This window comes from Actinopolymorpha cephalotaxi (assembly GCF_013408535.1).
Taxonomy (GTDB): Bacteria; Actinomycetota; Actinomycetes; order Propionibacteriales; family Actinopolymorphaceae; genus Actinopolymorpha; species Actinopolymorpha cephalotaxi.
Genome location: NZ_JACBZA010000001.1, coordinates 2,912,461 through 2,933,111, shown reverse-complemented (window position 1 = coordinate 2,933,111; position 20,651 = coordinate 2,912,461). Strand labels below are relative to the sequence as shown.

Below are 20,651 nucleotides of genomic sequence, written 5' to 3'. Positions count from 1 at the left end.
TGGGCCTTGTGCGAGGAGTCGGCGGATCCGGCCTACGCGCAGGGATCTGGTCAGCGCCGTGGTGTTGGGAGCGGTCGCCGCACCGTTGACCTACGCGGCCTCCGCACGACAGAAACAGGAGAACGAGGAACCCCTCGTTCACAGCGAGGACCTGGGCCTGGAGCTCGTCCAGTGGTCGCGGAAGATGCCGCCCACGCCTTCGTTCCCGGCGAGGATCGACGCGTACGCCGCCTACGACGGGGGGACGACGTGTGGCACTGCGTCGAAGCCCGGCGTCGTCGACGTGAGGAACCTCATCCTCCGTACGTACGGCGACCGTGCCTGGAGCATCGGTCACCCCTGCACCGGCGGCGTCAGCGAGCACGCCGAGGGCCGTGCTTTGGACGTGGCGTTCAACGCGTACTCGCGCTCGTCCCGGAAGGCCGCCAACGACTTCTTCTGGTGGCTGCTGCGACCGGACAGCCACGGCAACCGGCACGCCATGGCCCGCCGATTGGGAATCATGTACGCGATCTGGAACCGCAAGATATGGCGCGCCTACCGGCCTGACGAGGGGTGGCTGCCGTACTACGGGACGGCGAACCTGCACACGAACCACTTCCACCTCAGCTTCAGCTGGGACGGTGCACTCCGTCGTACGACCTGGTGGACGCTGCAGTAGTTCCCGGGCGCCCATCGGCGGAACGAACCGGGGGGGGGGGTGTCAGCCGATCTGCCCGGGTCCTTGCCCCTCGGTGCGATGGTTCGCTCGTTTGCCATTCATGGACGGGCCTCGAAGGTGATCATGGGAGCTGTCCATGACACTGACGGGGTTGGCGCTGGCGGCGGAGCTGTCCGCAGTCGCGAGCAGTGATCGCGTCTCCTGAGAGGCGGCCGAGTTGCCCACAGATGCTATTACCGTGTCCGCGACAGTTACGCCCATGCAGGACTTCGCGGTCGCCGAGGCTTGGTTGGTCAGCTCGGCAGGCGATGCGCCGGCGTCGTCGCAGTCGCCGGCGCCGTTTCTGACACGGTCGTCGGACGATCGGGTTCAGGTCAACGGTGTTGTCGAGCGCGGGGGGATCAGACCCAGCTCCCTGCTGCGTGCCGGTGAGGACGACGGGTCCGGTACGGGGTGGGCGCAGACCGACCAACTGCTGCTGGGCGCGTGGCTGACCGGTTCGTACGCCGCCCGGCTCGTGCTCACCGACGGCACACACGCCATCGGGCTGTGGTCGGCCTACACGCCCGGCCCGAGTCCTGCAACGCCCGAGGCCGAGGTCGCAGGCGTCGAGACCTCGGGTGTGGCGTCGGCAACGCAGGCACCGGACGGGTCGTTCCAGGTGGTTCCGGTAGGTGCGGACGGCAAGCTCGGCCAACCTGTCAACGGCACCGCGAGTGGCTCGAGCCCAGCACTGCTCACTCGTGGTCTGCTGCACCTACCGGCGGGCAATCGCTACATCCTGGAAGGTGGCCAGGACCTTGGCACGAGAATGCAGCTGCGGGACACGACAACCTGGCAAACCTCCCCGGTGAACGGCATACCGTCCGTGCACACCTGGTACCAACCGCTGCCGAGCACGTCGGCGAATGCGCTGTACTTCGCCTATCTCAGCGGGGCGGTCGACGGGAAGGCCCGCTTGATCACTGGCCAGGTGATCTACACAGGCGGCCAGTGGTCCTCCGGCCAGGGCGAGTTCATCACCGATGTCACGACGTCGCCGACAGCCTGCGGGGCGGTCGCCGACCTCGGTGGCGGCAAGGTCGAACTCGTCACCATCGACGCCGTAGGCGACGGGAAGGCCACGCCGCAGGTGGTCACGGTGACCGGGACGGTGCCGGCCGATGGGTCTGTCCCCGTCTGGGATCCGGCGCAGACCGCGACCCTGGACCTGCCCAGCACCGTGCGGGCGACCGCCGTATGGCCGGTGCCCATGTCCGGCGGCCTGGCCGTGCTGGTGCAGGCGGTGTTCACCGACACGTCGGGGGCGCACTCGCAGATGTGGCTCGCCACTCGGCAGCCCGACTCGAGTGCCTGGGACAGCTGTGTGCTACTCGACTCCGGTGCCACGATCGTCGACGTCGAGCACGACGGGCCGGCGCTGGCGCTACTCGTGCGACGTGACGCCGGGCAGGCGGCAGGCACGCCGATCGGGTACGAGGTCTGGCGTCGTAGCGACGACGGGTCGTTCAGTCCCTCGTTCGTCGACGTCGAGTCGTGGCAGGCCACGCCGACCGAGTCTCAGGGATACCGCATCGGCATCTCCGCCCTCACGGCGAACAACGAGCCCGCGCCGGCCACCTTCACCGTCACCTCGTCGGAGTCGGTGCGGTGCACGGTCGACGGTTCCACCGTGCTGCTGCAGCCGTCCGGTTACAGCATCACCTGTGCGGGCAGCACGTGGATCACGCTGCCCATGAACGGCCGTCTCGGAGCGCCCACACTGACGTTGACCGCGCCCGGCCTTGCCGACCCGCTGGTCATCCACCCCGAGCGTGGCGTGCAGAACCTACTCGCCACCGTCACCGCTGCCGACCTGACGGCCGCCACAGATCCACGCACGGGTGCGCCGCTACTCCGGCCCGGAGTGTCCGCACAGGACTTGAGTTCGGTCCTCAACCAGGTGATGGCTCAGGTGCAACCGCCGACGACGCCGGACGCCGCGGCGCAGCCGACCTCCGGTGGATGGGAGATCGACGCCACGGGCCCGACACCGGTGATCACCTTTCTGAGCGGGCAGGAGGCCGACGAAAGGCTGGCGGCAGCGCTGGCCAACCCGCCGGTCGACGTGTCGACGTGGCCGGCCTGCTATGTCGACCAGGTGTACCCCGCGGGCCTGGGCGGCTTCCTGGGCGACGCGTGGGACTTCCTCTGCGAGGGTGCCCGCGCGGTCTGGCACGGGGTGGTGGACGTCACTCACGTCGTGATGCAGGGTGCGACGGCGGTGATCACGTTCGGGGTCGACGGCGTCAAGCACATAGTCCAAGCGGTGATCGACACCGTCGACCGTGCATTGGACGCGGTCAACTGCGTACTCCACGCCGCAGGCATCGCCATGGGCCAGGCCGTGGGATGGCTGCTGAGCAAGCTCGGCTTCCTGTTCGACTGGGACTCGGTCAAACAGCGTCGTGACGCGGTGCGGGTGGCGTTGAAGCACGCCATCTCACTCGCAATGGCGAAGATCCCCGACCCGGCTCTGGGTGCGGGAGCTGCCGCGGCGTCGGTCAGCGGCGCTCGACAGCAGCTCGACGACTGGTTCACCGCTCTCGGCTCGGATCCGATGGCCAAGAGCAGCTTGCCGGCCAGTGCTGCCGTGGCCGGCGCAGCGAACGGGATCTCATCGGAGTTGTGGGCCGCGGTGACCTGGCTCCTGGACAAGGCCGGCTCGGCCTTGCGGCTGCCGACAGACCTGCTGGCGGGCCCTTCGATTCCCGGGCTGGGCGATGCCGCACAGCAAACCGGGACCGCGCTTACGGACGCGGCAACTGCGAGCGCCGCAACGCTCGCCGACCTTGGCGCCATGCTGATGAGGCTGATGACGGACCCACGGGCGGCACTCAACACGCCGCTCGGTCAGTTGCTCGGTCCCGTGCAGCACGACCTGGACGCCACGCTGGACGCCACCGCGAACACCGTGACCTCCGCCGGCACGTTCGCCCACCTGCTGTGGGCCAACCCCGACCAGATCGTCGACTGGTTGGACACCCCGTTCCCGTCGTCCTACTTCACCGGCTTCTACCGCGGCCTGACCGATCGGGACGCCAGCGCGTACGAGCTCATGTGCATGGCCGTCGCGGTCTGCGTGACCGAGGACGTGCCCACGTTCGGTGCTCTGGAAGGTCCGGCACACGCGTGGTCGGCGGACCTGTCCTCGGCCGTCGATTACGAGTGGTACCAGACGGTCGGCATCGTCCTCGGGTCGGTCATCGTGCCCCTGACCGGTGCGGTGACGTTCTGCGACGCGATGGCGCTCGCCCCCTGGACCACCGCGTTCAGCGCGGTACGGCTGACCCTGGTCGTCACCCGCATGTCGGTGCTTGCCGTGGCCGCCACGAACGACAGAACCCTACGGGCCATCGTCTATGCCGGAGACGGGCTGTTCCTCCTGGCAGGCCTCGTGATGTTCACCCCTCAGGCGCGGGCAGCTCTGGCCCGGCTCTCGGAGTTGGAACGGCAGGAGATCCTTTTCCTGGTCAGCCTGGTGTTGCTGATCGTCGATACCGTGCGGGAACCACTGTCGTGGAACAGCGGGATCACAGGTGTCGCGTTCGCTCAACAACTCTTCGCCGGGGGGCAGGCGGTGTTGAAGGAAGAAGAAGGCGGTGGCCCGCTGCCTCCGGAAGCCGTCGGACTCTACACCGTGATCCAGACGGCGCTGGCGTCAATGGCCGTGATCTTCTACGACCAGGCCATCCGGCACGAGAACAACGACACCCGATGAGGGACGCTGATCGGTTCAAGGTGCCGCTGCCACGGACCTGCCAAGATCACATCTCGTCACCAGGATCGGGTGTTCGTTCGCGCTTTCCGCAGTCCGAGTCGGTGGCCCGGCCAACCAGGACGACCGGCGGTTCCCCGACGCTGGGCAGCTCGACATCACCCATCCCAGGAGCGGACACCTGGGGTGACGTGGAGGGAGGGCAGCACTTTCCGGGGACTGGAACGCCTCCCGTACGACTTTTCCGACGGCGTCCAACGTGCTTCGCGTCCGACTGCCGACCGTCGATCACCCAGTCCTCCGTGCAGCGGTGGTCAGGGCCGCGGCGGTGCCGATCGTGACCAGGAGTCCTGCGGCTCCGGCTGCGAACAGCACCGCGCCGGGTGACGTCGACAGGAGAACGATGCCGCCGCCGACGTAGGAGACACCGGCGGCGAGGCCGATTGCGGTGGAGAGATTGGCGAAGACCCGTGCCTGCATGGCGTTGGGGACACAGCGTTGCACGAGCGTGCGGCTCCCGGCTTCCAGCGACGCGATCCCGACGCCGCGCACGGCCTGACAGACGATCGCCGGGAGTACGGCCCAGGACAGTCCGGTGAGCAGGTTGCCGAGGCTGCCGACCGCCATGCCGGCCACGAAGTAGGGGACCGCTGCCAACCGGGTGACCCTGGTGAGGGCGAGGAACCCGAGCAACACTCCGACGTCGGCTCCGGCATAGAGGAGGCTCGCCACGGAGTCGCCGGCGTGGAAGGTGTTCTTGGCCAGGAACACCAAGGCGACGTCGTCCAAACCGGTACAGGCCACCAGCAGAGTGAAGCCGATCAAGGTCGCACGGACGGTTCGGTCGGCCCACACGTAACGCAGGCCCGACATGGTGTCGCGCCACAGCGCTGGTCGATGTCTCGGCGCGGGCTGATCCTGGCCTGGCTGGGTCGGCGAGAGAGGCGGGAGTCGCCGCAGGAGGGCGACCGAGATGAGGAAGGCTCCGGCGTTCGCCACCAGGACTCCACGCAGGCCGACGAGTGGCGTGAGGGCGGCGGCGCCGAGGGGGCCGACGAGTGCGAGTCCGTAGGTGCCGAAGCCGATCATCGAGTTGGCGCGAACGAGGTCGGCGTCGGACACCAGTTGCGGGACGGCGCTGGAGGAGGCCGGCTCGAAAGCCCGCGCCAGGCTGGCGTTCACGGCAACGAGGAGGAGCAGGACGGGCAGGGCGGGCAGCCATGCGGCGATCGCCAGTACCGTGCCCGCCTGCAGTATCTGTGTGGCGATCATCAGTCGGCGGCGATCGAACCGGTCTCCGATCGACCCCAGTACGGGTGCGAGGAAGCTGGGGGAGAAGTCGGAGACGATCAGCAGGGTGGCAACGGCGGGTCCGCCGCCACGGCTTGCCACGTACAACACCAATGCCATATGCGCCAGTGACCCGCCCGCGAAGGACATGGTGCGGGCCACACACAGCAGCGCGAAGCTCGGATTGGTTCTGAGCAGGCCCATGCGGCGTTCCCCCGGGAGGCGGCGCCCTCATCCTGTGCACCGACATCGAGGCGCACACTGGCAATAGTGTGCAGCACGTGGTGGTTCACCGCACACATGCGCTCTGCCACGCGCCTGACCCACGGCAGGTGACAGCCGCCCGTCGCATGGTCGAGATTCCGGAATGTGTGGGCCGTGCACGGCCTGGAGACGGATGATGCTGGCGGGTCGGTCCCTGTGTCAACGGCGGCTTGCGCGGCTTCGCAACCAGCTCAGCTTCCCCTCCCAACGCGTCAGACCATCCCGGTGACTTCTCTCCGGACGGAAAACGGCTTGTGCTCCCGCACGACGAGGAGCACTTCCTCGGCTACACCTCGCCGGCCAGGAACAGCATCTACACCATGCGCACCGACGGCAGCGACATCAGGGGAATCCCGAACACCGAAACCTCCGAATCGCCGGACCGGACTCAGAAGTAGACCACTTCCAGCGCCGCCCCGTACAGGACATGAGTGGCGTGTTCCACGCGCGGTTCGAGCGCCGTACGTAGATCTCACAGTTGACACGAAGACACTCGTCACCCGCCACGGTCAGATGACACCGGCCCAGGGCCAAGGCCGTCGCACCGTCGCAATTTCCTGTCTGGACGGCTGAACTGCCCGCGAGTATTCAGAAAAGGCAAAGTCGGCGTGTCCGGAACTGTTCTGTGCACGTCCCGGCTCATCCAAGGTGGCTGACCCACTGATCCGCCCTGGCTGCGCCACGAGGGATGTGGCACCGGCGCGCCGTCGCCGTGACGGTCGAGAAGGGACGGCGCGCTGATGAAACCCACAGGGTCGCGTGTCGCGTGGAGTCGGCGAGCAGCCACGAGTGCTGTGCTGCGGACCGCGGTGGTGGTGTTCGCCGCCGCGGGTCTGGCAGCGCTTCCGCAGGCGGGCTGGTCATCTACAAGTGCACTTGGACCGGGAGCCGCGCCCGAGCTCAACCCGGTCGATGGGGCGTTCATGGCCGGCACCCGGACACTGGCGGCGACGCCGACGGTTGCCGACGAGGACGTGGTGAGCCTGACCGTGGACGGCCGCGAGCTCGAAGCCGAACAGACCGTAGGTGTTTCGCACCTGCGCTTCGACGTCGGCACCAACTCCGTGGACATCGCCTTCGGCAACTACCTCACGGTCAACGGTCATCGGATCGACCAGCCACAGACCTGGGCGCTGGAGCGAGCCGACCTCGAGGTCCCCAACGAGTATCTCGTCAGCGGCGAGAATGTGGTCGAGATCGTCGTCGGCACGACCCCGACCGCGACATGCGACGCCAACTACGACGACTTCGTGATGTCCGACTTCGCGCTCGAACTGCTGGGCGAGACCGCCGACGGTGAGCGGAACGAGTTCACCTACGACTTCGGCGACGGCGACTGCGGTTCCCAACAGGGCAAGCTCCTCCGCGCGGAACTGACCTTCACCGTCTCGGGTGACCCGAGGCGTACGACGGGGCTCGCAGCTGAATGGGACACCACGTCGGTCGGCAACGGGAAGCACGCCATCACCGCGGCGACGACGGCCGGCGGCACGGTCACGCACACCGTCACGGTGAACAACGCCCCCAGCGGTGCGCCGAACGTGGCACCGGTGGACGGCACCATGACCAACGGCACGCAGCCGGTGTTCGCATCGCTTCCCGCCGAGGGCACCGGCGACGTGGCCTCACTGACCGTCGACGGCAAGAACCCATCGACCTCACCGAACCTCGGCAGCGGCACCGCCACGTTGAGCTTCGACGTGGGGTCCAACTCCATCGAGGACAGGTCCGACAACTTCCTGCTGGTCAACGGCAAGCGCATCGACCTGGGTGGCGACTGGGTCGGCACCCAGGTCAACGCCGCTGTACCCGCGCGCTGGCTCGTACCCGGCGAGAACGTGATCAAGGTCGTCACGGGCGACATCAACGCCACCTGTGGAATCAACCGCGACGACTTCACCATCTCCAACCTGGAGCTGTCCCTCGAGGGCGCCACGATCACCGGCCACGACATCGCTGGAACCTATGCGATGGGCGACGGCAACTGCGGCTCCAACACGGTCCTGCTCCGTGAGGCCGAGCTGCACTACACGATCGACGCGCCCGCCGTTCACGTCGAGAAGACCCTCGGGTCGGGTGAGGCGATGCTCACCTTCACCGTGGGGTCGAACTCGATCGACGACGCGTTCCTCAACACGGTGCGCGTGAACGGTATGGAGAGGCTGATCGGCGGTGACTTCGTCAACGAGCGCGTCGACCTGCCGATCCCCAACGAGTGGCTCACCCCGGGCATGAACACGATCGACGTCGTCACCGGCACACCCGCGACCGGCTGCAACCGGGACGACTTCGCGATCTCGGCCATCTCGCTCACGCCGGCTCGGGGCACCGCCACCGGCCAGATGATCAAGCAGACGTACAACATGGGTGACGGCAACTGCGGGTCCAACCACAACTTGCTGGCAGAGATCGACCTCAACTTCCTCGTCGACGGACCGGCCGGTGGCCTACGGGCCGACGTCGACACCACCAAGCTGGCCGACGGGAACCACACCATCGCCGGGACGTCGGGTGCCGGCCAGGTCGCCACTCGGCTGCTGGTGACGGACAACACCGCCCCCGTCGTTGCGGCCAGCACACCTGAAGCGGGCCGGCGGATCACCTCGTCCGTCCCGCTCGGTGTGCAGGTGCAGGACCCCTCCTCCGTCCGCTCCGGCCCGGACGTCACCCTGGACGGCGACCCCATCCAGGTCGGCGACCTGGTCGGACCCGGGCTGTCCGCCGGCGACCACACCCTTGCGGTGACCGCGAGCGACTCTCTGGGCAACAAGGCCACGCGCGAGGTGGTCTTCACCTCCGCCGCGATTCCCGACGTCCCGGCCGAGATCTCGCCGGCGTCGGGCGCGACCGGGCAGCCCCGCACGGTGAAGCTGTCGGCAAGGGTCTCCGAGCCGGACGGCGGCGCGGTCACCGCGACGTTCTCGCAGGCGAAGATCCTCCCCGCGAGCATGGGCTGGCAGGGCAAGAGCGACGCCGTGCCGACGACCCTGAGTGTTCCCGGTGAGTCGAACATCGGCGACACCAGGGCTCTGGCGCCCGGCGACGGCGCCATGATCGACGCCCCCACCGCAGGGGGCGTCACCTTCCAACGGTTCGACATCCCGATCCAGGGTCACGTCGACGCTCCCGTGCTGCGGTGGGAGGGTGTCATCGACCCGGAGCGACTGGCGAGGTTGTGGGCGTGGAACACTCAGACGTCCTCGTGGGACCCACTCGCCCGTAGCCGTGGTGCTCTCAGGGGCAACACGGTGCTGACCGCCACCGTCACCGACCGGTACGTCGACGTTCAGCGGGTGCACGTGATGGTCACCGGGGAGGACCCGTTCGCCGACGACATCGATTCCGGAGCCGGGGACCGCTTCAAGGATCCCGCGGACTACGACTTCGCCATCGTCCACATGAGCGACACCCAGTACCTGTCAGAAGGCGCCACGCTGCCGGCGCACTCGGCGGCCGAGCGTGCGGTGTGGGAGAAGGCGTACGGCGACATCCCCCGTTGGATCAGGGACAATGCCGCTGCGCGGAAGATCGCCTATGTCGCAAACACCGGCGACATCACCAACAATAACCTCGCCCAGCCGACCACGCCCGAGAAGCAACAGCAGGCGATCCGGGAGTTCGAGCTGTCCAGCCGCCTGCAGAAGATCCTCGACGACACCGACGTCCCGAACGGCCTGCTCGCCGGCAACCACGACAACTGGTACGGCCACGAGACCGGCCCCAACGCCACCTACAACCAGTACTACGGTCCCGCCCGGTACGCAGCAGCCAGCCAGAACTGGAAGAACGGTGCGTACGGCGGCCCGTGGCGCGAGGGCGACAACGAGAACCACTACGACCTGTTCTCCGCGGGCGGTCGTGACTTCGTGGTCGTCGCCTTGTCGTACGGCATCAACAAGGAGGAGGCCAGGTGGGCCGACTCCATCTTCAAGCGGTACCCGGACCGCAACGGGATCCTGCTGTCCCACGACTACCTGAACGCGAGCATCCAACGTGACGGGCGCACCGGCCAGTTCGCCGACCCCGACGGCTCGTCGCTCTTCAAGCAGATCGTCCAGCCCAACCCCAACGTGTTCCTCATCCTCGCCGGCCACGTCCATGGAGTCGCCACCAACGTCAAGCCACAGGTCGGCCAGGTGGTCGGCAACGGCGTCGTCGAACTGATGGCCGACTACCAGTCCTACAGCGTGACGGCAGGCCGGGTCGGTCTCACCGAGGTCGGCGGCTACAACCCCACCGACCCGCTCAACTTCGGCGCGAGCTTCATGCGGTTGCTACAGATCGACGTGGATCGCGCCGAGTTGAAGGTGAGCACCTACTCGCCGTTCCTGAACGACTTCGGCGCCACCGAGTTCGACCCCGGCCTCCGCTACGACGGGCACGAGGACAACATGGTGCTTCCGATCGATCTGAACAGCCGGACCACCACGTTCAAGTCCGATGTGCTGGCGCTCTACACGCCGACGGAACTGATCGGCCAGACGTCGGTGCCCTCCGGCGAGGTGGCGTCGGTGACCTGGGCGAAACTCGGGCCGGCCACCCCGTACGCCTGGATCGTGACGGCACGCTCGACCAGCGGCGGCATCACCGCGTCCCAGCCGAGCGTCTTCGTCACAGCCGACGTCAATGGCGGCCCCGGACCATGGGGGCCCGACGCTCCGCTCTTCCCCTACTTCCCAGAGCGGTCCAAGACCGCGCCAACCGAACGATGACACAGGCTCGGCCCACACTGTAAGGGCCCGCGCGTAGTGGCGTCTCTCGCGCCACTACGCGCGGGCCTGCCCGTTTCGCAGGCCACTGCCGTGGTCTCCTCGGCGACGAGCGCCGCGATCCGCCCGGGAGGCAGCCGGCGGCCGGCACTCGAGCGGGACAGTGCACGGAGACCAGGGGCGAGGATCTGAAATCTTGATCCCTTCCGTGCCCGGAGAAGCTAACCTGTTGCCACCTCTGTCCCACTGAGGTAAGCATTCGATTCGGATACGGCGCCGTGGTGATGCGATGACCGGAACAAGCCTTGAGCGACGGTTCAGGCCGTGGGTCGACGTGATCGGTGATTCCCTGGCTTCCCCTTCAACCGGTTTCCCGGTGGACCTGCTCCTCGAGACCTTCCAGTCCTCCTTTCCGTGCGTGGTGTCCACCTGGCAGTGGCGCGACGGTGACGGGAGCTACGGCTTCCACCTGAACGAGCCTGTTCCGGGCTGGCCTCGTCCGGATGCGATGGGCGTGTGGGCCGAGATGATGACCCGGCATCCGCTGATCAGGTGGTTCGCCGTGACCCAGGACCCTACGGCGACGTCGATCGGACGGGTGCCGCAGAACGCGGAGAACAAACGAGCTCTTTCGTTTCTCCGCGCGGAGCTGCTGGACGACGGCTTCGAGCAGCAGATCTCGATTCCTTACCGGATCTCGCGTGCGGCGACGTACCGCGCCTTCGTGATAGCGAAGTCCGGCCAGGACTTCTCCGACGAGGACGTCAGTCTGGCGCGCAGAGTCCAGCCCCTGCTGTGCCTGTTGGCTCGCCAGGCCAACGTTCTCGATGAACGTGCCGCAGGAAAACCTGACGTATCCCCGACCGCTGTGTCTCTCGGACTGACCGGTCGTCAGCTCGCTGTCCTGCAGTTGCTGGCCGAAGGGCTCACCGCTGAGGCGATCGCCCGGCGACTGGCGATCTCCCCGCGGACGGTGCATGTCCACCTGGACCATCTTTATCGCAAGCTCGGTGTTCGCGACCGCCTCAGGGCAGTGCTCGTTGCCCGCGAGTGCGGCCTGGTTCTGGCGGGGGGACAACCGCGACGAGTAGCCGAGCCCCCTCAACCGACGGATCACTCACTCGTTCGCGACGTCGTCGGTCAGCGATTCGTGGCGTGGCGCCCGGGCATCGGCAGTCTCAGCATTGCCGGCACTCCGTGACACGCCGGTCGTCGGTACGCCGGGTGTCCCCGAGGTGAGTCCTCTCAGGGGCCGGTTGGTGTCGGACACTACCGGCGAGACTTCGGGCACGCGCGATGTCCACGAGCGAGTCCGGAGGCCCGCATGCGTATGGTCTTTCGTCCGATGGGTCTCGTCTACTGTGCGACCGGTCGGGGGAGGGGTTGATGTGATTCGGGAACGGAAACGTGTGGCTGGTGACCGAGGCCCGAAGGTGCGGGGACATACGTGGGCGTGGCCACCGCCCCGGTCACCGCGCGACCGAGGAGTCCGCGGAGCTCCTGGCCCGGATGAATCTGCAACTCGTCCCACAGCCGGCGGCGGTAGCACTGGTACGCCTTGTACGCCTCGGCGAGGTTCCCCTCGGCAAGATGGGCCTGCATCAGTGAGCGTTGCGCAGTTTCCCGCAGCGGGTCCGCTGTCACCGCCATCATCGATGCCGTCACGGCTTCGGCGAACCGCTCTCGCACGATGAGCTGACAGACGAGGGCCTCCAGGCCGTGCAGCACACTCTGACGAACCGACTCCCGCTCGAGCGAGATCCAGTCGTCGTACCAGCCGGGCAGGAGGTCGAGGCTGTCCACGCTCTCGGGAAGAACGCTCAGGTCGGCCGGCGTGGGGTTGCCCACGATCAGCCGTCCTGCCCACGAGGTCACCAGGGACACGTCGATGGCGACACCCTCGCGCAGTGACAAGCAGTTCTTGTCAGCGTCGATGATGTCGATGCCGGCCTTGTTGAGCCGCCACAGTGCCGAACGTAGATTTCCGGCGGCGCGTTCGTCCTCGCCGACCGGCCAGAGTGCGCCGGCAACCGCCCGCCGGGACAGCCGGCCCTTCCTCAGTGCGACCAGCACGAGCAGTCGTTTGCTTCCCTCGGGAACGTCGAAGCGCCTTCCCTGGTGGCGGAAGTACGGTCCCCCGAACAGATGAAGGATTCCGTCCGGCGCTTGTTCGTCGGTCAGTTCGTCGATCAAAGATGTGAACATGAGATGTCCTGATGAGAGATCGAATGGAGGACCGACGAGTCAGTCATCCGGGTGGCAGGCGCACCGCTTGAGAAACTGGGCGGCAGATTCGGCGATCGCGCCGGTCGCGCTGTCGATGTCGCGATACCGGGCAACCGTGTCCGGTCCCGGGGCAAGCAGTTCGGACCGGCTCATCACAGTAATCATCGGTGCGTTCGGCTGATTCTCGATACGCAGGATCCAGACGGCTGCCGACGGCTTCGATTGCTCGGATTGCTTCGTCATGGAACGACGATCTTTGCGAACCGTCACGCATCCGTCGCGAGTTCGACACCACAGTTCGGTTTTCCCGCGGTCGTGAAGTCCAGGGTCGAGCACCTGGTCTGGGCAACGCCCGTGGCGATCTCACACTGCCGGCCCACCACCACCCCCCAAGATCTTCCCGTCACGATGACGGCGGGCCCCGAGGGCTGTCAAGTACCAGGGCTCGATGTGGAAAACGCCTTCGCCGCGCGCCCGTAACGGTGGGGTGACGGCCGCCGGTTTCGCTGGGCCTCGTGACGGACTACGCGGCGATCCGTGGTGCATCGCTCTCCTTGCGCGACCTGTTCAAGGAGCACATCACCGACGACCCCGACGCCACGCTCAACGGCGTCCCGGTCGACCTGCGCTCGCCGCGGGAGCTCGAGGTCGCCGTCGTCACCGACGCGCTGTCGGTGTGGCTCTACCGGGTGGTGCTGCAGCCCGACCTGGCCAACCAGTCCGGACGGCGGATCTCGCCGCAGGAGACCGAGCGCCGGTCGACGTCGCTGCAGCTGCACTACCTGGTCGCCCCCATGCACTCGGCGGTCCTGACCGAGCACACCCTGATGGGCCGCGCCATCCAGGTGGTGCGTGACCATGCGCAGCTCGGCGGGAGTTCACTGCGCGGGGCCCTGGCCGGTACGCCGACGACGATGAAGCTCAGCATCGAGATGTCCGGCACCGCGGAGCAGAACACCCTCTGGTGGTCCCTGCAGAGCCAGCAGCGCGCCGCGTTCAGCCTGATCGTGGACGGCGTGAGCATCGACTCGCACCTGGCGCCGTCCGCCGGTCCTCCGGCGCTGTCCCGGCACTCCGGCTACGCGCAGATCGTGGGGGTCACGTGAGCACCCCCGTCACCGGCGTCACGACCGTCGCCACCTCGGCCCGCACCTACGCGGTGGCCGGTCGGGAGGAGACGCTGGACGCCGTCCTGGTGATCGTGCCGCTGGTGCGGGCCGCAACGGGCCGGCCGTTCCCGGCCCGGGCGGCTCAGCCGTCCGTCCGCACCGGTCATCCGCACGCCCGGGCCCGGATCGCTTCCGGAGGGTTCCTGGTGGTCGCCGGGCGGCCCGATCTCGTGCTGCGATCGTCGGTGCCGTTCACCACGATCACCGTGGAACTGGCGGTGCCGGGGGAGCCGGTGATCCGCCGCGACTTCTCGGTGCCGACCGGCGCGCCGCTGCCGGTGCACATGCCTGCCTGGGAACTGGACGATCCGGTACGTACGATCACCGGCACGGTCCGGCGCGTCGGTTTCCCCTTCCCGGTGGTTCCGGCCGCCACCGTCACCGCCGGAACGGGAGTGGCCGGCGCACCCTTCGCCCTCGCGCTGCGTACCCCGCTGGCTCGCGACCACGCTGCCGGGCTCGTCGTCCGGGAGTGCACGCTCACCGCGGGCCCGGTCACGACGCTGGCCGAGCCGGTGGTCGCGGGCGCCGTCAGCGTCGTCCTCGCCAGTTCGGCGGGAATCGGAGCCGGGACCGTCCTGGAGTTCGGTGCCGCCCCGGTTCGCGAGCACGTCGTCGTCCAGGGGCCCGGACCCGATCCGGGGCAGGTGTTGCTGCGGAGCCCGGTCGTGCACAGCGCCCCTGGCGGCGCCCCGGTCACCGGCCACGGCGTCACGCTCACCGGACCGTCTCCGGTGCTCACCCGGGCACCGCGAGCGGGGGACGGCGTTCTGCTGCTCGACTCGCCGCTGACCGGGCTGACGAGCACCGCCGCCGTCCGGATCGACGACGGCACCAGCAGCGAGATCCGTTCCCCACATGCGGTTTCGGACCTGGGCGGCCACGTACGGCTGGCCGGCGTCCGCAACCTCGCCGCACTCCAACTGACCGCGACCGGCCCCGCCGGAACCGGGCCCGCCCTCACCACCGCGATCGATCCGGGCGGCGGCCCGATCATCGTCGACCTCGCCACCCCGTAAGACTCACGAAGGAACCGTCATGGTCGAGTACCTCGCTCCCGGTGTGATCGTCCAAGAGGTCAACTCCGGTCCAAGCCCCATCCAGGGTGTCGGCACCAGCACCACCGGGTTCGTCGGCCTGACCCGGCGCGGTCCGATCAGCGGTCGCCCACTGCTGATCACCGACCACGGCAGTTTCGTCCGAACGTTCGGCGGGGCGCTGCCCCCGGACCCGATGCTGGACGGCTTCCGCGACCTGCCCGACGGCGTTCGCGGCTTCTTCGCCAACGGTGGCCGCCGGCTGTACGTCTCGCGCGTGGTACCGGGCGGAGCGACCGTCGCGACCGCCGCGCCGACCGGCGGCGTCACCACCACGACCCGGTCAGCCGTACTCCGCAACGCCACCACTGCCCAGCTCACCGGTCTGCTGCGCGGGATCGGGGTGGGCACCACGCTGCAGTTGCGGACCGAGCGAGACGGCATCGAGGTGCTCTCCGACGTCGTCACGGTCACCGCCACCGACGCCGGCACCCGGACGGTCACCGTCGGCGCCGCGTTCTCCACCACGGTCGACTTCCCCAGCGGGGCAGGGGTTCTCACCGGTTCTACCGGTCTCGGCGCCGACGGGGCGATCACCGGAACGGCGACCCCGGCCGTCTCGGCGATCGCCTCGATCCAGTTGGCCGCCCACGATCCGGGCTCCTGGGGCCGGGACCTGCAGGTCACCGCCACCCAGGAGGCCGCTGCGCGCACCGAGTTCGTTGCCATCGACTCCGCGGCGGTGGGCGACACGAAGCTCCGGGTGCTCAACGCGGCCGGCTTCTATCCGGGTGCGTGGATCGAGATCGACACCGGCGCCGACAAGTTCTACCGGCCGGTCCTGTCGGTGGCCGGCTCCGTCCTCACCGTCGACGGACCCGCTCCGGGAGCCACCGACTACGACCCGGCCGGCGCAACGCCCACCCGGGTGTCCTCGTGCGAGTTCGGCCTCGCCGTCAGCTACACCGACGCCGCCGCCAGAACGACTGTGTCCGAACGGTTCTCGGGCATGACCATCGCCCAGGTCCCCGGTCGCTACTTCCGCGACGTGCTGGCCGGCTCGAACCTCGTGGTCTACGGCGACGGGACCACCACGCTGCCGGCCGACCCGGCGAGCAGCGACCCGTTCAGCTTCCCGGCCGGAACCTTCGGCGGGGCGATCACCTTCGGCACCGGCGGCAGCGACGGCACGTCCGCCCCGGTCGCGTCCGACTTCGTGGGCACCGATCCCGGGCCCGGCCGGCGCAGCGGCCTGCTCGCGCTGGAGGAGGTCGACGAGGTGGCGATCCTGGCCGCCCCCGGGGTGTCCGACCAGGGAGTACAGCTCGCGCTGATCGAGCAGTGTGAGCTGCTGATGGACCGGTTCGCCGTCCTGGACCCGGTGCCGGGGACCGCCGGGCAACCGGCGACGCTGACCCAGATCACCGACCAGCGCAACCTCTACGACAGCAAGTACGCCGCGCTCTACTACCCGCGGGTGCTGGTCGCCGACGACCGCACCGGCGCGCCGCGGGCGATCGGCCCGAGCGGGCACATCTGCGGGGTGTACGCCCGTACCGACAACACCCGCGGTGTGCACAAGGCGCCGGCGAACGAGGTGATCGGCGGGGTCCTCGGTTTCGAGGCGGTGATCTCCAAGGGCCAGCAGGAGATCCTGAACCCGGTCAACGTCAACGTGCTGCGCGACCTGCGCACCCAGCACCGCGGCCTGCGGATCTACGGCGCCCGCTGCCTGACCAGCGACCCGATGTGGAACTACATCAACGTCCGGCGGCTGTTCATCTTCCTCGAGGAGTCCCTCGACGAGGGCACCCAGCCCTACGTGTTCGAGCCGAACGACGAACGCCTGTGGGCACGGATCCGTGACAGCGTGACGATCTTCCTCACCCGGATCTGGCGGGACGGCGCCCTGATGGGATCAAAGCCCGAGGAGGCGTTCTTCGTTCGCTGCGACCGCAGTACGCACAGCGACGACGACATCCTCAACGGCCGCCTGATCATGGAGATCGGCGTCCGCCCGGTCCGCCCGGCGGAGTTCGTCGTCATCAGGATCGGCCAGTGGCTCGGCGGCTCGTCCGTCCAGGAACTCTAGAACGCTCGCGACAACGCACGGAGAAGGTGACCAGGCATGGCAGTCGGAGATCGGGTGGATCCCTACCGGGGGTTCAACTTCCGGGTCGAGATCGGCAACGGCGGTGAGGAGGTCGCGGCCTTCCGCGAGGCGAGCGGCATGAACTTCACCATCGACCCGGTGGAGTACCGGGCCGGCAACTCCCCGGATCTGCATCCCATCAAGGAGTTCGGGATGCGCAAGTTCCAGAACCTGTCGCTGCGGCGGGGGATCACCACCGAACCCACGTTGTGGCAGTGGTTCGCGAACGTCTCCAGCGGGGTCGCGGACCGGCGCGACGGCGCCGTCGTACTGCTGGACGAACTCCACAACGACGTCCTGCGCTGGAAGTTCACCAGCGGCTGGATCTGCAAGTGGGAGGGCCCGGCCTTCAACGCCATGCAGAGCGAGATCGCCATCGAGGCCATCGAGATCTGCCTGGAGAAGTTCGAAATGGTCGCGGTGTAGCGCATGGAACTGATGGCCGCACCGGGTGTCCGGGTCGAGCTGGTCGACCCGCCGCCGCCGGTACAGCCGGGCCGGGTGGACGTGCTCGGCCTGGTCGCCGTGTGCGAACGCGGGCCGGCCGGGGTCCCGGTGCGGATCAGCTCCTGGCGGATGTTCACCGACCTGTTCGGCTTCTTCATCCCGAACGGGCTGGGGGCGTACGCCGCGAAGGCCTTCTTCGACAACGGTGGTTCGCTCGCATACGTGGTCCGGGCGGTGGCGCCGGAACACACCACCACCCTCGCCGCGGTGCAGCCGGCGGATCGGCGTACGTCGGTGGTACTGGCGCTGGACGGGCTCGTCCCCGGCGGCTCGGCCACGCTCGGCGGCCCGGCCACCGGATCGCACCAGCATCTGGTGACGGCGGTCGACCCGGTGGGGATGACGGTCACCTGGGACCGGCCGTTGGCGCTCGAGCTCGACCCGGTCACGAACGGGCCGATCACGGTGGCCAGTGGCGGAGGGGTCGCCTCGGCCGGGTTCGCCGACGCCGCCGGTACGCCCGTGCTGGTGGTCAGGGCGTACGGCCCGGGCAGCGCCGGCAACCGGCTGACCGTACGGGTGAGTGGCGGCCGTCGCAGCGCGGCGGTCACGCTCGCGGTGGGAACCGCCGCGGCGCTGCCGGTGTCGCGGGTCGACGGGTTCACCACCGGTTCCCTGGTGCGGTTCAGCCAGACCACCCCCACGCCGATCACCCGCTGGCAGGTGCTCGACGGCGTGGACGGTGTCACCCGGGTGCTCCTGCTGCGGGCGCCGCTGCCGACCGGGGTGGGCGGGTTCGACCTGAGCCGGCCGATCACCTGCGAGACGGACTCGTTCACGCTCGGCGTCTCCGACCGCGGCCATCTGCTGGAGGTGCACTCCGATCTGGTCCTGGTGCCGGGACATCCGCGGTACGCGCTGGACACCGTGGCCGCGTCCAGCCGGCTGATCCGGCTGGAGCTGCCTCCGGGCGGCCCGCCGCTCGTCCCGAGCCATCCGGCGGCGGCGCTGTCCGCCACCGTGACGGGGGACCCCGCGACGGCCGTGCTGACCGGCGGCCGGGACGGGAGCGCGGGAATGACCGTGACCGACCTGCTCGGAGCCGACCTGGCCGCGAGTGAGAGCGCCGATCCGTCAACCCTGTATGGGCTGAGCGTGCTCGGCGTGCTGTCCGAGCCCGGGATCATCGCCATCCCCGACCTGGTCGCGGGCCCGGTCGCCGCGAAGGTCACGCTTCCGCCGCCACTGCCGGACCCGTGCGACCCGTGTGCGCCGCCGGCCCGGCCGGTGCCGATCACGTCGGCCGCGGTGACCGAGGCCGGCGCGGTCTTCGACGACGACGCCATCGCCGCCGCCCAGCAGCTGGTGATCGAGCACTGCGAACGGCTCGGCGACCGGCTGGCGCTGCTCGATCCGCCGGCCGGGCGCCGTCCGCTGGACGTGGGTCAGTTGCGCGGATGGCGCGCGCGGTTCGACAGCTCCTACGCCGCTCTGTACGCACCCTGGATCAGCGTGATCGACCCCCTGGCCGCACGGGGCACCGCACAGGGCAGGCAGAACAGGCGGTTGCCGCCCAGCGGGCACCTGGCCGGACTGATCGCCGGGACCGACGCCGACGTCGGCCCGTGGCGTGCTCCGGCCAACCGGGTGATGCAGTGGGCGGTCGCCGCCGACTCCGACTTCGGGGACGACGCCCACGCGATCCTGAACAGCGAGGGCGTGAACGTGCTGCGGCCTAAGCCGGCTCGCGGGATCGTCTGCCTGGGCGCGCGGACTGTGAGCTACGACCCGGCCTGGCGCAACCTCAACGTCCGGCGGCTGTTCCTCTACGCGCGGCGGGTGCTGTCCGGTGCGCTGGCCTGGTCGGTGTTCGAGCCGCTGGACGACGCGCTCATCGGCCTGGTCGACACCGTGCTGGCCGGGTTCGCCGAAGGGCTCTACGCCGCCGGCGCCCTGGCCGGGGCGAGCGACGTCGAGTCGTACCGCATCAGCTTCGACGGCACCGACCGGGTCGGCGGCATTCTCTCGGCGGAGCTGAGCCTGGCCGCCGCCCGCCCGAACGAGTTCATCCTGCTCCGGGTCGCCCGGACCCAGGACCGGCTGGAGTTCGCCGACAGCAGCGCCGCCGGCGCCGTCACCCCGGACAACCCGGCCGTGCCGTTGACCGGTTCACTCACCGGGCTGACCGGACCCGGAGGCACGCCATGACCGCCGAACGCCCGATCACCGCCGCCAACTTCGTCGTCCGCCTGGTGGAGACGGCGTCACCGGTGTCGGCCGTGCTGTCGTCCATCCTGCCCGCCCCGGACACCGGGTTCTCCGAGTGCAGCGGCCTGGAGGCGACGATGGCGGTGGACGAGTACGCCGAGGGAGGGCGGAACACCGGCGTGCTCAAGTTTCCCGGCCGGGTACGCCATCCCAACCTCAAACTGCGCCGCGGCGTGACCAGTTCGCTGGACCTGTGGCAGTGGCACGAGGACTTCCTGCGTGGCCGTGGGCGACGGCGCGACGGGATCATCCAGCTGCGCAACGACGACGGCGACGTGGTCCGGTCGTGGCGCTTCCAGCGCGGCATCCCGGTCCGCTGGGCCGGCCCGCCGGTGAACGCGCTCGGCAGCCAGATCGCCATCGAGGAACTCGAGATCGCGCACGAGGGACTGATCGTGCGCTCGCTCGGGGTGGCGGGTGAGATCGCGGCCACCATCTCCTCGGTGGCCGAGTCGTTCGGGCGGCTGTGATGGCAGGCCCCGACGAGCAGTTCGAGGTCGGCGAGATCGACCTGCGGATCCAGCCGGTGGACGACCGGACGCTGCTCTCACCCGACGTCCTGGACCGGGTGGTGAGCGCGGTGATCGCCAGGCTGGACGAACGCGAGCGCACCCAGGCGGGCGCGAAGTCCGACCGTGCGATGTGGAACTCCGTACGGAAGGAGGGCTGAG

15 protein-coding genes are annotated in these 20,651 nt (G+C 68.9%); 12 read left to right on the top strand and 3 right to left on the bottom strand.

Annotated elements, in window-relative coordinates:
- The first annotated feature begins 58 nt into the window (after positions 1–58).
- Complete coding sequence (locus FHR37_RS13100) at positions 59–661, top strand: hypothetical protein (protein WP_092890125.1); 603 nt, start codon at positions 59–61, stop codon at positions 659–661.
- A 238-nt stretch (positions 662–899) separates the two neighbouring features.
- Positions 900–4,421, top strand: coding sequence for a hypothetical protein (locus tag FHR37_RS13095; RefSeq protein WP_139239242.1), 3,522 nt, complete (start codon positions 900–902; stop codon positions 4,419–4,421).
- 285 nt (positions 4,422–4,706) lie between these two features.
- On the opposite strand, the gene FHR37_RS13090 is transcribed toward FHR37_RS13095, so the two are convergent.
- Entirely contained in the window at positions 4,707–5,912 is a 1,206-nt protein-coding gene (locus FHR37_RS13090; RefSeq protein ID WP_092890131.1) for an MFS transporter, read from the bottom strand.
- Between the two features lie 314 nt (positions 5,913–6,226).
- Here FHR37_RS13090 and FHR37_RS13085 point away from each other — a divergent pair, with 314 nt between their 5' ends.
- The 3 genes from FHR37_RS13085 (at position 6,227) to FHR37_RS13075 (ending at position 11,882) form a co-directional block, all read left to right on the top strand.
- Positions 6,227–6,370, top strand: coding sequence for a hypothetical protein (locus FHR37_RS13085; RefSeq protein WP_175542836.1), 144 nt, complete (start codon positions 6,227–6,229; stop codon positions 6,368–6,370).
- Between the two features lie 396 nt (positions 6,371–6,766).
- Complete coding sequence (locus tag FHR37_RS13080) at positions 6,767–10,684, top strand: metallophosphoesterase (RefSeq protein WP_139239243.1); 3,918 nt, start codon at positions 6,767–6,769, stop codon at positions 10,682–10,684.
- A gap of 373 nt (positions 10,685–11,057) precedes the next feature.
- Complete coding sequence (locus FHR37_RS13075; protein ID WP_179770996.1) at positions 11,058–11,882, top strand: response regulator transcription factor; 825 nt, start codon at positions 11,058–11,060, stop codon at positions 11,880–11,882.
- Between the two features lie 155 nt (positions 11,883–12,037).
- Here the strand turns inward: FHR37_RS13075 and FHR37_RS13070 are convergent, their stop codons facing one another.
- Together FHR37_RS13070 and FHR37_RS13065 are read right to left on the bottom strand one after the other, a co-directional pair.
- Complete coding sequence (locus FHR37_RS13070) at positions 12,038–12,886, bottom strand: AfsR/SARP family transcriptional regulator (RefSeq protein ID WP_092890140.1); 849 nt, start codon at positions 12,884–12,886, stop codon at positions 12,038–12,040.
- 39 nt (positions 12,887–12,925) lie between these two features.
- On the bottom strand, positions 12,926–13,150 hold the full coding sequence (locus FHR37_RS13065; protein ID WP_092890143.1) for a hypothetical protein: 225 nt from the start codon (positions 13,148–13,150) through the stop codon (positions 12,926–12,928).
- A 272-nt stretch (positions 13,151–13,422) separates the two neighbouring features.
- Here FHR37_RS13065 and FHR37_RS13060 point away from each other — a divergent pair, with 272 nt between their 5' ends.
- The 7 genes from FHR37_RS13060 to FHR37_RS13030 are packed head-to-tail and all read left to right on the top strand — an operon-like array spanning position 13,423 to position 20,650.
- Entirely contained in the window at positions 13,423–14,013 is a 591-nt protein-coding gene (locus tag FHR37_RS13060) for a Pvc16 family protein (protein ID WP_175542837.1), read from the top strand.
- The gene (locus FHR37_RS13055) at positions 14,010–15,095 is read left to right on the top strand and encodes a hypothetical protein (RefSeq protein ID WP_092890149.1); all 1,086 of its coding nucleotides are present in this window, start codon (positions 14,010–14,012) and stop codon (positions 15,093–15,095) included. Before FHR37_RS13060 ends, FHR37_RS13055 begins: the two co-directional genes overlap by 4 nt.
- 19 nt (positions 15,096–15,114) lie before the next feature.
- Complete coding sequence (locus FHR37_RS13050) at positions 15,115–17,205, top strand: phage tail sheath C-terminal domain-containing protein (protein WP_092890152.1); 2,091 nt, start codon at positions 15,115–15,117, stop codon at positions 17,203–17,205.
- 36 nt (positions 17,206–17,241) lie between these two features.
- Positions 17,242–17,691: a phage tail protein gene (locus FHR37_RS13045; protein WP_092890155.1), complete on the top strand. Its 450-nt coding sequence runs from the start codon at positions 17,242–17,244 to the stop codon at positions 17,689–17,691.
- Positions 17,692–17,694: 3 nt separating this feature from the next.
- Positions 17,695–19,920 (top strand): phage tail sheath subtilisin-like domain-containing protein, encoded by a 2,226-nt coding sequence (locus FHR37_RS32435; RefSeq protein WP_092890157.1) that lies wholly within the window; start codon positions 17,695–17,697, stop codon positions 19,918–19,920.
- Positions 19,917–20,450 (top strand): phage tail protein, encoded by a 534-nt coding sequence (locus FHR37_RS13035; protein ID WP_092890160.1) that lies wholly within the window; start codon positions 19,917–19,919, stop codon positions 20,448–20,450. The genes FHR37_RS32435 and FHR37_RS13035 overlap by 4 nt, the downstream gene beginning before the upstream one ends.
- Positions 20,450–20,650: a hypothetical protein gene (locus tag FHR37_RS13030; protein ID WP_092890163.1), complete on the top strand. Its 201-nt coding sequence runs from the start codon at positions 20,450–20,452 to the stop codon at positions 20,648–20,650. Before FHR37_RS13035 ends, FHR37_RS13030 begins: the two co-directional genes overlap by 1 nt.
- Position 20,651: the final 1 nt, after the last annotated feature.